The 16,126-nt window shown below is 44.1% G+C and carries 9 protein-coding genes; 4 read left to right on the top strand and 5 right to left on the bottom strand.

Annotated features, from left to right (window positions below):
- Positions 1-18: 18 nt before the first annotated feature.
- Together GMES_RS18175 and GMES_RS18170 are read right to left on the bottom strand one after the other, a co-directional pair.
- The gene (locus GMES_RS18175; protein WP_006994241.1) at positions 19-435 is read right to left on the bottom strand and encodes a response regulator; all 417 of its coding nucleotides are present in this window, start codon (positions 433-435) and stop codon (positions 19-21) included.
- Positions 436-437: 2 nt separating this feature from the next.
- Positions 438-1,898 carry a sensor histidine kinase gene (locus tag GMES_RS18170; RefSeq protein WP_039987775.1) on the bottom strand — a complete coding sequence of 487 codons (1,461 nt, stop codon included), beginning with the start codon at positions 1,896-1,898 and terminating at the stop codon, positions 438-440.
- A 677-nt stretch (positions 1,899-2,575) separates the two neighbouring features.
- Between GMES_RS18170 and GMES_RS18165 the strand changes: the two genes are divergently transcribed.
- The 3 genes from GMES_RS18165 (at position 2,576) to GMES_RS18155 (ending at position 9,860) form a co-directional block, all read left to right on the top strand.
- Positions 2,576-3,589 (top strand): polysaccharide lyase family 7 protein, encoded by a 1,014-nt coding sequence (locus GMES_RS18165; RefSeq protein WP_226990338.1) that lies wholly within the window; start codon positions 2,576-2,578, stop codon positions 3,587-3,589.
- Positions 3,590-4,012: 423 nt separating this feature from the next.
- Entirely contained in the window at positions 4,013-6,727 is a 2,715-nt protein-coding gene (locus GMES_RS18160) for a poly(beta-D-mannuronate) lyase (RefSeq protein ID WP_006994237.1), read from the top strand.
- A gap of 136 nt (positions 6,728-6,863) precedes the next feature.
- Positions 6,864-9,860, top strand: a complete 2,997-nt coding sequence (locus tag GMES_RS18155; protein WP_407636011.1) for a TonB-dependent receptor — start codon at positions 6,864-6,866, stop codon at positions 9,858-9,860.
- Between the two features lie 134 nt (positions 9,861-9,994).
- Here the strand turns inward: GMES_RS18155 and GMES_RS18150 are convergent, their stop codons facing one another.
- The 3 genes from GMES_RS18150 to GMES_RS18140 form a co-directional block, all read right to left on the bottom strand.
- Complete coding sequence (locus tag GMES_RS18150; RefSeq protein WP_039987774.1) at positions 9,995-13,330, bottom strand: DUF748 domain-containing protein; 3,336 nt, start codon at positions 13,328-13,330, stop codon at positions 9,995-9,997.
- An 82-nt stretch (positions 13,331-13,412) separates the two neighbouring features.
- Positions 13,413-13,994, bottom strand: a complete 582-nt coding sequence (locus GMES_RS18145; RefSeq protein ID WP_006994233.1) for a DUF2780 domain-containing protein — start codon at positions 13,992-13,994, stop codon at positions 13,413-13,415.
- Positions 13,995-14,370: 376 nt separating this feature from the next.
- A complete protein-coding gene (locus GMES_RS18140; protein ID WP_006994231.1) occupies positions 14,371-14,757 on the bottom strand; it encodes a VOC family protein in 387 nt (128 codons plus the stop codon).
- Between the two features lie 122 nt (positions 14,758-14,879).
- Here GMES_RS18140 and GMES_RS18135 point away from each other — a divergent pair, with 122 nt between their 5' ends.
- The gene (locus GMES_RS18135; RefSeq protein WP_006994230.1) at positions 14,880-15,602 is read left to right on the top strand and encodes a helix-turn-helix transcriptional regulator; all 723 of its coding nucleotides are present in this window, start codon (positions 14,880-14,882) and stop codon (positions 15,600-15,602) included.
- The last annotated feature ends 524 nt before the right edge of the window (positions 15,603-16,126 follow it).

Below are 16,126 nucleotides of genomic sequence, written 5' to 3'. Positions count from 1 at the left end.
CTCAGCTATTTGGCATCATTAGCCGAGCGCTTGAATGGTTTCATCAAGCACCTCTTCGTTTAATTCTCCCTTGACTAAATAACGTTGCACGAACTCATATTTTAACGCCCGCTCTTTGTCTTCTCGGCGCTCGGAAGATGAATACATCACGACTACACAAGACAATATCGCTAACTGTGTACGAAGAATGGCAAACTCTTTCAAAAAATCGAACCCGTTTACTTTAGGCATATTTATATCTAAAAAGATTACAATGGGCGGATATTTGTCGGGGTGTAACCTTATATTCCTTTCGTAATCTCGCAGGTAATCCAAAGCAGTTGAGCCATCATCTTTTTCTTCCACTTTATCAACACCTAGCACCTTTAACTGACGGCGCAAAATATACCTGTCTAGTTCACTGTCATCTACGATAAGTACTTTAACTGATTTCATATCTACACCTGTTTTGGCAATGTGATCATAAAAGAAGTACCACGGGGCGATGAATCTACGACTATGGTGCCTTTTAAAATATCCACATGTTTCTTAACAATCGCTAAACCCAAGCCCGAACCGGAACTTACCTTGGGGTGAAAACGTTTAAACATCTGAAAGGTTTCATCTTTTCGATCATTTGGAATACCTAAGCCGTTATCTTCAACGCTCAATTGAAATGCGTCATGTAATTCTATAGCAGAGACCTTTACATACGGCGTGGTCGCTTTAGATTCATCTCGATACTTCCAAGCATTTGTTATCAAATTTTCTAATATTTGCGTAATACGCACTTCGTCACTGATTAGTGGCTGAGTCGTGGCATCAGTTAATTGAATAAATCCCCTTGAGATATTTTCAGGCCCAAAAAGTCTCTGTTCTATTGATTCGATAATCGCATCCAATGAGATATCAGAGAAGTGACCATTCTCTGCATCGGCTGACGTCAACGATAAAATACCTATTACCAAGGTCTCGAGGCGCTCCATTTGATCATGAATTTTATTGGTATCTATGATGGCATTGGCATAGTTGCCGTTCTCTATGTCTTCGACAATAAACTGGGTCAGCATCTTTGAGGAGGTTAATGGCGCTTTGAGATCGTGGGAAGCCCGATAGGCAAATTGCGCTAACTCTTCATTTGCTCTTAGCAGGCTGGTGGTGCGCTCTTCTACTAGGCGTTCGAGCTTCTGATTAATCTGGGCAGTCAGCATTTCATTAGCGATACGTTTTTTAGCGACCTTTAATAGCGTTTTTAGCTCTCCGGTTGTGCGTTTTTCAATCTGCTCAAACAGTATTTGCGTATCGTCAGAGCGTCTTAGCAGTTTGATCGTATTTCGAATAGACGAAGAAATCGTTTTCGACATATAGGTGATAAAAAGGATATTAAACAAGGAAAGACAGATTACAAAAGGGACCATGGTGCGCATAATAAACGAAACGGTATCTGCAACAGGCTTCTCAAAATCAGAAGAGTTTTGATTAAATCTCTGGCTAACTTCTTTTAAATCAGCAATAAACCTCTCTCGGTCAATCGAACCTTGAGCGTAATTATCTATAACGCTCAATGCAAAATTGGCGTCATTGATGTCTTTTTCACATATTTTTACTGCGTGGAAGGTACCTATTTGACGCATTATGAAACCATTAACAAAGTCCACGGTATCTAAGCACTCAATGGGTTGCTGCCGAACGTTTTTGACTGCAATACGTAACTGCTCAATGTCACTTTCTTTTTCTTCAATTTGGTCTTTTTCCAACTTCGAAATATGCGTTGAAAATTGAACTGTATACTTGAGATGCAAGGAGTTGAGCTGGTGAAACTTTGCCCCTTTGGAGATCTCAAGTATCGAAAACAACGTGAGCGTGATTTCGAAAATGGTCAACATAACGATAAGCATGAGTTTGCTTGAGATTTTCATTGGTATCTCTATGGGTGCGGTTTTAAAGGTTTTAACTTCTTATTATCAATGATTTACAGTCATTCACCCTTAAACTTTAGTCAAGTAATTCAAAATGTGTTGGTTATATCTTTATTTTTTAAAAAGTCGACGCTGTCAAGGCTCCCAGCATCATCACCAAATACTTAGAAGCCAGAGTATTTCGTGCAAAGTATTACCTTTTACTTGTCATTTCCGATGGTTATCGTACGCATATTATCGCCTAATTCATCCCTTTCTTTTCAGAAGCACCTTTCGACGTGTTCAGCTTATCGCGCGAAATTTATGAGTAAAACCAGTGGGATAACGCAATGCAATATACCAATGTGATGTTTGTAAAGCTTTCTTGAATTAAGTGGCTCGATAATAAATTTTGTACCGTGAGCCATGCTGTAACGAAGAGAATGAAAACTCACGGTAAGACCAATACAACAAACCAATTACCTATAATTGGAAAGCACAACATTGACTTACCCACAACATTTTGTTCACATTAAGAATAATTGCAATGGCGATTTTGCATAGGTGTTTGACATAGAATTAACCGAATCAGACCTGAAAAGTTGAGCGGAACAACCTACTTTATCGCTGAGTCAATATAATCTATTCGAGACAATTTACTTGAAACAATTGACTAATAAAATCCGACGAGAAGAGATATGAGATCAACCCTAAAAAGTATTTTATACACAATTCAACTTCTCTTACTCATCACTGTTGTCATTTGTTCGGCAACAGCCATGGCTGAGGTGAGCGATTCTCCGAGTACGTTACCTGAATCACATAGCTCACTCCCCGATGGCATGTTATTAGGTGAGGCAAACCGTCTCGGCGCAGACAAGCCTCCCAGCGATAATTTTGACTTGTTAGATTGGAGCTTAACCCTACCGACAGATCTAAATAAAGACCTAAAAGCAGACACCATCTATGAGAAACCTCTAAGTAGTGGTTTCGAATTAAAACCCCTTTTCTACACCGCAGATGATGGCGGCATGGTATTCGCCTGCCCCAATGTGGGAGCAAAAACGTCCAAAAATACCAAGTACGCTCGCACCGAACTTCGCGAAATGCTTAGGCGTGGCAACATGCGCGTTAAAACCCAAGGCATTACCAAGAACAATTGGGTTTTTGCCGGTGCTCACGGCTCTGTTAAAGGAAAAGCAGCTGCCGTTGAAGGCAATTTAGAAGCAACATTAGCGGTTAATCGTGTTTCGATTACGGGTGATGAAAAGATGGTAGGCCGGGTCATTATAGGTCAAATACATGCTACTGATGATGAGCCTATTAGACTGTATTATCGCAAGTTACCTAACAATCAATTCGGCTCAATTTACTTCGCTCACGAAGAGAATGATGGTGATGACACTTGGGTAAACCTTATTGGCTCTCGCTCACATACATTGCCAGACCCTACTGATGGCATCAGATTGAACGAAAAATTTAGCTATAAAATCAGTGTCGAGAATAATGTGCTGTTTGTCACGCTGATACGCCAATCAAAGCCGAATATAACGAAGACGTTTGATATGACTGACAGTGGTTATGGTAAAAGTAATCAATATATGTATTTCAAAGCCGGTGTTTACAATCAAAACAACGGTGGCGATCCAAGAGACTATGTTCAAGCCACATTTTATCATCTCAAAAATCAACATCCTGGCTATCGAGATTAATCTTCAGTAGAAATGGTGGCCCTACGCGCCACGAATCCGTCAATTATCAACGCTTCTGGTGTTTATTTTTAATATCAGACCTACAGCCTCATCGTCTGACATCTCTGTTATATCTTCCATTGAGAGCGCTTCACTAGCCGTCGTAAATACTGCTCATTTTTGAGCTGAGAAATCACGTCTCACATTTTCAATAAGGCGTCACTTACCGTGACAAAAAATACTCGAAAGCAATTCGACCTAAAATGTAAATTAAATGTAAATAATTATCATCTAACCATTGAAAGATGTTTCATGAATGTGTTTATATAACCAACAGGTTAACAATTTGGTATTAATAAAATAACTTTTGGTAATCCAATGAACCACTCTTTGGTAACTACAAAGGCACAACTAAAAACCAATAACACGGAGAATAGAGCCATCATGAAGCTTAAAACATTTGCACTTTGTGCGATTGCAGCGGCGATAACAGGCTGTGGTACAGACTCGAACAATAACCCCAACACGTTGGGCTCTATTTCACTGTCAGGCACAGCCTTATCTGGTGAAACCTTAAGTGCATCTGTAAATGATCCCGACGGGATCTCAAGCGCAATCACTTATTATTGGTATGCTGACGGCGTAGCCATTGCGGACGCGAACTCATCAACATTGACACTCACTGATGAACAAATTGGTTTTCCAATAACGGTTCAAGCGCTTTACACAGACGATGGTAATATCAACGAATCTCACATTAGTGCCCCTACCTCGCATGTATCGGCTATTGCCTTTCCTGCATCAGTCAGCATAAGTGGTGATGCTTTGGTGGGCTCTACGCTAAGCGCTTCGGTGACAGACCAAAACGGTATCGAAGGCGCAACGATTATCTATACCTGGTTTGCAGATGATGCAGTCATCGACGGTGAAGTAACATCAGAGTTAACCCTAGGTGAAAATGAGTTCGGAACGGTCATTACTGTTACTGCAGCGTTTGAAGATGACCGAGGCTTTAGCGAGTCTCCTACTTCAAGTGGAACGAATAGCGTATCTCGAGTCAATTCGGTTGGTGCAGTTGTTATTCAGGGAGCCCCAACAGTCGATAATACCTTGATGATAGAAATAACTGACCTTGACGGTGTTTCAGGTACGGTAAGTTATCAATGGTACGCTGACGATAACGCCATTGCTGGCGCGACTAATAGTAGCTATGTTGTTGATGCTTCTATCGTAGGCAGTGTCATTACAGTCGAGCTAATGTATGTCGACGATAACGGCTTTGATGAAAACTACACTTCAGAGCCAACTATTGCTGTCACTATCGTAGCGGTGGACCAAGCAGGTAGTATCGAGATAGTGGGCACGTCACCTTATCTCGCCAGCGCTACCCTGAGCGCAGAAATTACTGACAATAACGGCGTTGATGAAAACAATGTGGTTTATACCTGGTCTGCCGACGGTATTGAAATTACTGATAGCAGCAGCAAAACATTCACCCCAACAACCCAAGCCGGGTCAATCATATCCGTTAGCGCTTCATACACGGATAACGATATGTTTTCAGCGACCGTCACTGACGCGCTCGAAACATTGGTTTACACCCAAGTTGTTGCTGATGCTACAGCACTTGAAGCTGCCATTGGCAGTTTGGCAGACGGCGATGTATTAGGACTCAGCACCAACAACTACACAGGAATGGCCGAGTTAGCATTTACCAGTGCCATTACCTTACGAGCGCTAGAAGGCCAATCACCAACAATTACCGGTGAGTTTTGCATACACGTAGCAAGTGGCGTCGAGGGCGCTGCGGTCACTGGGTTAACGTTCAACGACGTAGATACGCTTTCCGGCTCTACGTGCGACAGTGGCGAAGAAGCGATTATTTACTCTGAAGGGGATAACTTTGTCTTTTCCCACAATATTATGGATGGTGAAGACACAGTCCTGAATTATCCAGATGATGCCTACCATTGGCTTATGCTTAAAGGTGACAGTGCATTAATTGAACGCAATACCTTTAAAGGCCGTGAAATCACGCAAGAAGGCTCTGTAATCAAATTAGCATCATCTAGTGCTAATCACGTCATTCAGTACAATTTGTTCAGCGACAGCAACAACCCTAATTTTGACAACTCTAGCCTGTTGCTCCTCAATCTTGGAAGCACAACGGGAAGTGATGCAGCTGACGATGCCAACTTCACCATACAGTACAACCGAGTTGAAAACTTCGTCACCGGTCGGCGTTTAATGCGGGTGCAAACCTCCGGCGCCACGATAAAGGGTAATACCATTATCAATGCCAACGGCGGTATCTCATTAGAGGACGGTGGCTTCAATACGGTTAGCGAAAACATCATTTTGCGCACCACAGATATAGCGGGCTCTGACGACCGACCTAGTGGCGTATTGGTTACGCCATTAGGCCATACCATCAGCAATAACTATATCGCAGGTATTCGCTCCACCAACAAAGAAGCGGGCGGCATTGTATTCACCGCCAACCCGTTTTCACAAGCCGATGGCGGCGTGCCAAATTCAGGCAACCAAGCCGTGCTTGACGGCACAGGTGACTTAACGCTGACAGTGGCTAACAATACGGTACTCAACGCAATACAACCTATTGTCTTTAGTACCGAGATTGGCTCCAAAGCCCCCGTGGGTGATTGTGATGAACTTACCGCAGTAAACAGTCCAGTCCTTTATGCGATTACCAAAAATTTCTTCGTGATTAACTTTGACGCCAATTTAATTGCCAATGGTTTAAACGACAATGCGAATACACAAGGGCTCTTTCTCGCTTTCGACGATAGCAGCAGTGACCATTCGTTTGAATATGATTGCGACATAATTAACCACGACGAATCCCTATTTTCCAATAACTTTGGTTTTAGCGACAGCTATGCCTCGGGTGATGTGGAAGACGATGACTGGGTTGATATCCGAGGCTTAAACGGTAATGGCGAATTTGATGCAGATGGTGCAATTGACCAAAACCCAGCAGATAACGGCAAAGAAGCACCTGAATTAGTTACGGCTGCCAACACGCTTACTGAAACCGACCCTGCTGGCGCACAAGCAATAGCTGGCGCTAAAGGGCTTCACTACATATTAGCGACGGAAGTAGGCGTTGGTTCAACGTGGGTGGCAAGCGATGAATAATCAACGCCGAGCGCCTTTACACTCTGAAACCACCATTCGCCGCGAAAAAAGCATGAAAGAAAGCATGAAAAGACACAACGGAGATCTCGAAATGTCGTTGAACACACAACAAAAGAACACCGCGCATCCGCGTAGCATGGAGAATAGAAGATTTAGACTGAGCCCAACTGCTAAATGGATAAAAACAGCCATTTTAGTAAGTTTAGCCAGCACAACGGCCCTAACATTACACGCGCAAGAAGCACAGCAATTAACTGACGAAAGTGATGCTGAATTGGAAATCATTGATGTGGTCGGCACCCGCCGTACAATTCAAGATCAAATTGCCATCAAGCGAGAGTCCACCACGGTAGTGGATGGACTTTCTTCTGAAGATATTGGCGATTTGCCTGCCCTTTCTATTGGTGAAGCGCTGGAATCTATTACTGGCGCAGCATCACACCGTGAGAACGGCGGCGCGACGGAGATTACCATTCGTGGTCTAGGCCCGTTTTTAAGTGCGACTCACATTAACGGACGTCAAGCGACGAATGGCAGTGGTGACCGCTCGGTTAACTTCTCACAGTTTCCGTCAGAACTGGTTAAGAAAGTCGCTATCTATAAAACCCAAGATGCTTCCATGATTGAAGGCGGTGTGGCTGGAGTGATTTCTTTAGAAACGGTTCAGCCGCTAGACTTTGGCAAGCAACGCTTTCAAGGTGAAGTCAAAGCCAATTACAACCCTGAGGAAGGCAATGTAGACAACTCTTTGCAAGGGGATTTAGGGTTTCGCGGCACCTTTAGTTATGTTGACCAATTTGAGTTCGATAATGGCCAAGCACTTGGGGTGTCTTTTGGGGTGCAGCGCCAAGACATTAGCCAACCAGAAGCTGAGTACAGAAGCTCAAGTCCAACGGGCTCGTCTTTATGGGCCTGCCTGAACGACCCGACGAATACTAACGAAGGCTTTTACCGTAGCAGCGCAGGTGACTGTGAAGACCAAGTCAGTGGTAGCAGCAACCAAGGTTATCAAGCCAATATTGACCCAGAAACAGGCGTAGCCGAAAGTGATGGAATCCCTTATGCGTGGACTGGCAGTAGCCGTAGCTACCGCCAAAATGAGACCTCGGATGAACGAGACGCTCTGTTCCTAGCATTGCAATTTCAACCATCCGATGCGTGGGATATCAACTTCGATGCACAAGTATCTGACCGCACCCAACAAGAATCCCGTCATGACTTAATCTTTTTACAAAAACGCGCCATACCAGGTTTAACCGGTCCAACGCTAGTAACCAATAGTGTGGGCGGTATATTGCACTGGGAAGGTCAAGATCGCATAGAATCAGCAGGTGAGCAGTTTTCTCGGGAAGAAAAATACCGCGGCTATGGATTGAACGTAGAGCATTACGCGACAGACGCGCTAACCATTAATGTGGATGTGTCTTATTCAAAAACCGAGCGTGAAGAGCTGCAGGTGTCGAACAGAGGACGCACCCCAGACAGACAATTCTTTAGCTGGGATATGGGTGATAATATCCCGCACTTTACGGTGACAGATATAGATTTGACTGACATCAGTAATTTTACTGACAGCTTACGTACCCGCATCGATAAAGAAAATACTCGGGACAATGAAATTAAATCCGCGCGGATAGATTTTGATTACCAGTTAGATGGCGATGTTTTTACCAGTGTACAAGCTGGCCTTCGAACGTCTGAATTGAGCTTTATTCAGTACGGCGGCAGTCAAGGTAACGGCTCAAGAAATGAATACACCTTAGACACGGGTAACACCTCTGCCATTGAAGTACTTGAGAGTTGCCAAAAAGACTTCCCAGAAAGTGGCTTTTTGTCTGAAGTGTCTGACGGGAATTTAGTCACCCATGTAGATGGTGACGGCAACGTAGTTGATAGCGGAACAGGATCGTCTTGGGCAACCTATGATAACTTGTGTTTTTCTGAGGCGGTTGCTGCATCTCAAGGTGCTGAGTTTGGTTACCCTGAACTAGAGTACGAAAATAGCGGCACCATAGATGTGACAGAAAAAACCAACTCTGCTTACGTTATGACAAGTTATGACACCGAAATGTTTGGTAAATTGATCCGCGGTAACTTTGGTGTTCGCCTAGTTGATACAGACGTCACCTCAATCGGTTTTAGAAACACCTTTGAGGTAGTCACAGACGAACTCGGTGTGCTCAGTCTTGTGCCAGGCGACTCATTAGAAAGAATTGAAGGGGGCGGCGATTACACTGAAGTGCTCCCCAGCTTCAACTTAGTGGTTAATTACAGCGATGACATTTTAATTCGTGGTGGTGTTTACCGTGGCATGTCCCGCGCTGACCCGTCTGATATGGGCTACAGCCGCACATTCCAAACAGATGATGATATCGCTCCTACGTCTCTGTCAGACTTACTGGTCGGTGTAAACGGCTCTGGTAACCCAAATACCCAGCCCTTAATGTCGTGGAACTACGATGTGGCGTTTGAATGGTACCCGAATGAAGATTCTATCTTTGCATTTGGCTTTTACTACAAACAATTCCAAGGTGGCTTTCAGCAAAGAACAGTACTCGAAAACTTTGAAATCGACGGTGAAACTTTTGCATTACCAGTCACCAATTCGGTTACCACTGACGACGAAGCTGATTTATTTGGTATTGAAACGTCAATCGCCTATCGGTGGGACAGCGGAATTGGTATCAAAATTGGCTACAATTATGCGGATACCGACTTCGAATTCGAAGACAGTTTGTACGGTGATACCTTTATTACCGATTTAGACGGTAACACCACTCAACTTAAAGCCGGCATTGTACCACCTGGCTCAGTGCCTGGTTTTTCCGAACACGTGTTTAGCAGCCAGCTGTACTATCAAATTGGTGATTTAGACACGGCGATTATTTATAAGTACCGTAGCGAATATTTCCAACCTTATACCAGCAACGGCACCCGTCTGCGTTATGTTGATGAAGTTGGTGTGTGGGAAGCTCGCGCGTCGTATAAAATCAATAGTAATATACGGGTGAAAGTAGAAGCGATTAACCTGTTTAGCGCACCAAAATCGCAGGACTACTACGTGCAAGGCAACCTGGGTGAAGTAAACGACTACGGCCCTCGTCTATTCGCTGGCGTTAGCGTTAAATACTAACCGCAAGGCGTTAATTACTAAGCACATAGCAATAAACGTCAAAACAAGACAATGCCGCCCAGTTCTTTTAAGTAAAAGACTTGAGCGGCATTTTTGTTTTTATCACCTAACATGATTGCGTGCTCGTCTGCGTATCAATTTGCTTCTAGGGTGAGCGTTACACCACTCTTATCACGCTGTAGATGCTGGCGACTATTGAGCAAAAATAGGCGATTGGTATCAACATTAGCTGAGTTAACCAAGAAGGTTTTAACCACTTTGGCCCGTGTATCAGCGAGTTTACCTAAGGCACGCGGGGGAATATTAATACTGCTTCTCACCTGATTGTACATGGCAATCACCAGGGCCTGGTCTAGCTGCTCTGGGGTGGTAGTGCTCTGGCCATCATCTGCATCGGGCTGGCCTTGTAACAGTTGCGCTTTTACTGTCAGCCGTTCTTCATCCACTTGTTTATTCGTCGCGGAAGCAAACAATGTTGTTAATGCACGTCCAAAAGGACTTGCTAGTACTAGCGTGCTTGAGGATAAATCAGCAGGAAGAGCCGCTTCCCCTGACAGCTCAAGTAACTGTTGCTGCAATTTTTGTTCGGCCAGTTCGTACGCATCTGGCACCTCGTTCACTGTACCTTCAATGTTAACTCTTAGACCTGGGCGCTTAGCCAAGGCTTCGGCTAATGTATTCAGTTTTTCAGATATATCGCCGTTTAACTCTGCAGAGCCAGAGGAAAACGCGACTTCACTTAACTCATCGTCACTGCCAACTAGATTGGCCAACAAGGAAAACGGCGCGGTAACGGCTTTAGTGATCAAATTACCTAATGCCTTTAAAATGATCGAGCCAAAACCAAAGCTAGGGTTATTTAAATCACCTGACACTTCCATGCCTAAGTCAATCACACCATCTGAGTCTTGTAATAACGCAATAGCGAGGCCTAGTGGTAGGCTAAGCGCCTGATCAGAATCTGTTTTTCTACCCAAGGTTAGCTGGTCAATCACCACATGGTTATCACCGCGTAACTGATTGTCTTGCAGGGAATATTTCACATCGAGAGACAACAGCCCTTTGTCAATAAAGTGCCCCATATACGTGCCCGAATAGGGGTTAACCGATGTCAGCTCTGCGCCACTCACCGAAAAATTCAAATCAAGAAACATGTCCTCAAGCAGCGGGTTAATGGCCCCATTTAATGCAACAGGCGCATAGCCATCTATCTTGCCAGCAATATCCACTTTCGCAGGTTGATCAGCACTGGACGACAAGCCTGCAATACTGCCATTAAGCGCCTCAATACTGGATGCAAAACGTGGCCTAAGTGAGTTATCTTCAAAGTAAGCGCTGCCATTGAGCAGGCTGATTTCGCCGATATCAATCGCCATTGCAGATGCCGTTTCTGGTGAAGTTTGCTGGTCAGATTGTCGTGCTGTATCACTATCCTCGTCAGTTGCCTGTGGTTGCTCAGTGTTCGCATCATTTGCTGTTTGCGGTATAACCAAGTCACTGATATTCGTGTGTTTGTCTTTATCAATCACTAGTTTGGCAAAAGGCTTATTAAAGGCGATTTTTTGTAATGAGAATGCGCGTTTGTGTGAGTCGTATTGAATGCCATCCACTTGCATATATTGCCATTTAAGCAGCGGCTCTTGTTTGGGCCCATCGGTGACCACAAGCGCACTCACGCCAGCCTGGCCAGAAAAGCTAATAGGGCTATTAACGCCAGCAGAAAATGTACCCGATATGCCAGCGTCCCCCTCTTGCATATTGACGTTCAAATACTGTGAGATATAAGGCTGTAATTGCGACAAAGCGAACTGGCTAAAATCTACCGAGCCGGACAGTTGTTGCTCTTTCACCATGACCTTACCGTTAGTCGTAAACTTGCCTGATGCACTCGTTGGGCGCTTAGTGGCATCGCTTGCTATCCCGAGCTGTAATGCATAGTCGATAGGGCTTCCAAAACGGGTATCGACTACCCCTGTTGAGGCATTAATATCAAACACGCGCCAATGCACATCGTCCGCCATCATGCTTTCATTTACGTCAACTCCACCATTGTTTAACGCAAATGATTGCAGGATGACTCGCCATTTAGATTCAGTGGCGGTAACCGAAGTGGGTGCTGTCTGGGCCGAATTAGCATTATCATCCGAAGAGTCAGCGGCCTGACTCGAAGGTAAATCGTGGGCGGATGAGTCGGCATGTGATGCACTCGCGGTTTGGGTAACAGCTGAATCTTGTGAGACTCGTTGTGAATCGGCTTGAGACTCGTTTGGTGGCTTTGTTCCCTGCGCGGTTTCAGGCTCTGATTGTGGCCTTGTTTTAAATTCGGTATCAGATTCAGTTTTAGATTCAGTAGTAGAAGCAGCTTCTCCCTGTGCTTTTGGGGTCAGCATAGCAACCAGATCCACACCGCTTTTATCGAGGTTCGCTTCAAACCACGGTGCATCGATACGAATATTGTTAATATCCACTTGCTGCGAAACGCTATCAAGTTCAACGCCCGTAATGTGTATACCTGCGATATTAATTTTAGGTTGGCTAGTAGCATCACTAATCGTCAAGTCCGAAACGCTCAGTTGCGCACGGTTAACTTGTACATGCATGTCGCTATCACTCTGTGTCATGGCATAGTTCAAATTGAGGTCTAACAATCCACTTGTGAGTTTTGCTTCCATTAGTTCATTCGACAATGGCCACAAAGGTGGCAGGGCAATACTCTCTAGTTTGATACTCCCTTTCACCTCAAGGGGCGACAATTGAAATTGCCCGTCAAGGTGAACCGCCCCGCCCTCATCGGTAAGTAAGGTGAACGCATAGTGATTTTCAGGTAAAAGCGCATCCCTCTTTGTGGCGGGAACTGCGATTGAAGCAAGTGTATCTAGGTCGGTTAACTCGAATGCCAATTCAGGATAGTTAATATCAGTGCCTGTTACCTTATCTGACAACATCACATGACCATCTGAAAGCCGAAATAATCCAAGGCGAATATGCGGGATTTCGCTAGTCGCTTCATCTTCCTGCGGTTGCTCATCCCCATTTTGTGAGAGCGTTTCAATAACATCAGTGAAGTTAAAACGAGTGTTATCGCCACCAGCTGTGCGTGCTACGTGCGCAAATGGCTTTTCTATGTACACATGCTCAACCGCCGGTGTCAGGTGCAATAAACTTTGCCAAAATCCTGTATCTAGCTCTAATAGCGCAACGTGCACAAAAGGCTCATTGCTATCTTGTTCATTAATTTGAAAATTCGTTACCCGAACGCGCAGTAAAAAGGGATTAATGCGTATTTTTTCGATGCTAACAGCGCGCCCTGTCTTTTCACTTAGCGCACTGGGGAGCTTTGATTGCAACACCAGAGGCGTTATAACACCTAAAACCAGCGCATAAAGGAGATAAGTAACGACCAGATAAGTGGCAATACGCACCCACTTTGCTTGGTTACTGAATGTCAAAGCTAAATTTTTGAATGGCATGGCAGGCTTGATTTTAGAACGAGAAGAGTATTATAGGCTGGCGAGCTCACCACCGATAGACAATAAGCTCGCCAAACGATGATTAAAGTAAAGAGGTTAACTTACCTAACCCAGATTGAAGCAATGCTTGGGTATCGCTGTCACCGCTTAAGTAAGCGTTGATTTGGGTAACAAAACTGCTGATCATGTCAGAATCCAAACCTAGGGCTTCAAACTGTTTCTTCAATTCGTTTATGCTACTTAACGAAGAGCTATATTCAGAAGCCTTGTCTAACAAGCCCGACATGGAAGAGCTTTTTGACGATGAATCAGAGGACACGTCTGGAACGTAATCCATCAGGCTGTCTAAACCAGGAATACTGGACGCAAGCTGGGTGTAATCGCCACCCGAAAGATTTTCTTTGGCATAGTCAAAAATAGAAGCAACACCGCCTTGCGATTGCTCTTCAGTCACCCCTAGGTTGTCAGACACCATGCTGACTAAGCTTGCAATGTCCAAGGATTCAGATGCTTGTGTAGACTGAGTTAATTGCGTTGATTCTGTACTGCTAGATTTACCCAGCAAGCCTTTTAATTTATCTACCGTGTCGTTGGCAAATGCCTGTGATGACAAAGTCAAAGTGGTGATGAGTAAAACAGAAGATATTTTCATGCTGCTTTTCATATAAAAGTCCTTAGATTATTCAGTAGATTGGATATTTGGGTTTTAACACTGCACGTATTCAATTAATCACACCATGAAAACGACATCGCGCTTCCCTCATGCTCGCTTTAGAATGCAATAGGTGTATAAAGTTCGAATGCAGTAATAATGTATATCAGAACACGATATGCTAACTCAGATATCAGCACTTTACTCCAACAAAAGTGTAAAGGTTGCCTTTACACTTTCTGAACTAAGCGCTGAATGCGCTGAAAGACAAAAAAGCCCTGAGCTCAGGGCTTTTAGCGTCGAGTTAACACTAACTGACTTTCCTACTGTGTTGCCGCTATTAAGACCCTCAGCACAACTTAAGTTTCCTGTGAAAGGGCAAAAGGCGTTAGTTTACGATACAAAAGGCATTGAGCTTATTGCCATCTAGGTCCCTAAAATACCCTGCATAAAAGCCTGATTTGGCATCCGCGGGGCGAAAGCCAACATCCCCTTCAGTAGTTGCGCCTAGCTCAAGTGCTTTGTGGTAAAACGCATCCACTTGCTCTGGGGTTTCTAGCGCAATCGCCACCATAGTGCCATTACCCGCAGTGGCGGGTTCTTTATTAAACGGCAATGCCACCCCAAGAGATGGCTCACCCTGCGCTTTCGCCCAAGCAATAAAGTAATTGGGCTCTTCCATAAACCGCGTCGCCCCTATCGTTCCTAATAAAGCATCATAAAATGCACCTGACTTCGCCAAGTCTGCTGTTCCAACCGTTACATAACCAATCATTGCGCTCTCCTGTAAGTTGTTATTTAACGCAACTTCATAGTAGCCATTGACTACTGACAGCTAATGTCAGTAGTGTTTGAATAACATAACGTCAGGTGTTCACAACGCTAGAGCAATCAAATATGCGCAAAGCCGAAAGACTCAACGATATTGTTCATCACTTACGCAGAATGCACCAAGCCGTTACAGCACAAACATTAGCTGAAACATTAGAAGTAAGTCACAGAACAATTTATCGAGATATTCAAGACCTAATTTATTCGGGTGTACCGATTTTGGGTGAAGCTGGTGTGGGGTATGTGATTGATAAAAAATACCATTTGCCACCCATCATGTTTGATGCAGACGAATTAGAAGCGATAGCGTTAGGTATTGGTATGGTGAGTAACTGGACCGACAAAAAATTTGCTGAAAAAGCGCAAAGCGCCTATAAAAAAATTCAAGCCACCTTGCCTGCTCCCTTGATTAATGAACTTCACCAAATCAGTACATTCTCAGCCCCCAGCCGCTATAAGATCCCATGGGTGGTAAACTTCACCGAAGTGCGAGAATGCATTAGGCGCAAGCACCTTGTGAGCTTTACTTATACAGATTTAAGCGAACAGCAAAGTCAGCGCACCATCCGGCCTTTAGCGTTGATTTCGTTTAGCCCTATTTGGCTACTGGCCGGCTGGTGCGAACTGCGCGGCGCTTTTAGAAACTTTCGCCTCGACCGAATATCCGAGTTCGCAAAACTCAATACTCGCTACCAAGACGAAAAAGATAAGAGCCTGGCAACCTACTTGAAGATGGTAAAAGAAGAGGAAGACGCAAACAACGGCACACATTGCGACAGTGCTGGTTAACGTGGATGAATAACAGCAAATATTGAAAAAATCTTAGGCTTCAAAAGACTGGCTGGACATACCTTCATAGGACAGTAGATAGGTATCCTGCCCTTTATTAACCTCGCTGTACCCGTGATTTGGCTGCGGTGTTATTTTAGCACTATAAGATTCTGCGCAGCCTTGTACTGTTGATGCGAAAATATCGCGAAAAAAATGATGCCAGAGCATAGCAGAAAGGGAGAACTATCCTGCTCAAATCGATTTTCTCTTGACCCAATAAACCTAGGTTCAAACAAAAATTTTATATACCCAAAAAACAATATAGATAACGCCGATAAAAATATATTAATGTCACTTAATCTACTTTTCATCCTCTATATTCTTAGCTTTATTATCAGCTTGAATTAAACCACCAAAATTCCTTCAACTTGGGACAGAGCATGTATTACAGCTTTAACTTTGTTTGTAGATATTACTTTACAATAGTTACGAGTTATAGCCGTTGTATCTGTTAGTGCGGATGCAGTACCAGAGGTTGTACT

It is taken from the genome of Paraglaciecola mesophila KMM 241 (assembly GCF_000315015.1).
Lineage (GTDB): Bacteria > Pseudomonadota > Gammaproteobacteria > Enterobacterales > Alteromonadaceae > Paraglaciecola > Paraglaciecola mesophila.
This window is presented reverse-complemented; position numbering and strand designations above follow the sequence as displayed.

Bases quoted from the DNA above. Each gene is read 5' to 3' on its own strand.
- GMES_RS18175 (WP_006994241.1), bottom strand. From the start codon at position 435: ATGAAATCAGTTAAAGTACTTATCGTAGATGACAGTGAACTAGACAGG.
- GMES_RS18170 (WP_039987775.1), bottom strand. From the start codon at position 1,898: ATGAAAATCTCAAGCAAACTCATGCTTATCGTTATGTTGACCATTTTC.
- GMES_RS18165 (WP_226990338.1), top strand. From the start codon at position 2,576: ATGAGATCAACCCTAAAAAGTATTTTATACACAATTCAACTTCTCTTA.
- GMES_RS18160 (WP_006994237.1), top strand. From the start codon at position 4,013: ATGAAGCTTAAAACATTTGCACTTTGTGCGATTGCAGCGGCGATAACA.
- GMES_RS18155 (WP_407636011.1), top strand. From the start codon at position 6,864: ATGGAGAATAGAAGATTTAGACTGAGCCCAACTGCTAAATGGATAAAA.
- GMES_RS18150 (WP_039987774.1), bottom strand. From the start codon at position 13,330: ATGCCATTCAAAAATTTAGCTTTGACATTCAGTAACCAAGCAAAGTGG.
- GMES_RS18145 (WP_006994233.1), bottom strand. From the start codon at position 13,994: ATGAAAAGCAGCATGAAAATATCTTCTGTTTTACTCATCACCACTTTG.
- GMES_RS18140 (WP_006994231.1), bottom strand. From the start codon at position 14,757: ATGATTGGTTATGTAACGGTTGGAACAGCAGACTTGGCGAAGTCAGGT.
- GMES_RS18135 (WP_006994230.1), top strand. From the start codon at position 14,880: ATGCGCAAAGCCGAAAGACTCAACGATATTGTTCATCACTTACGCAGA.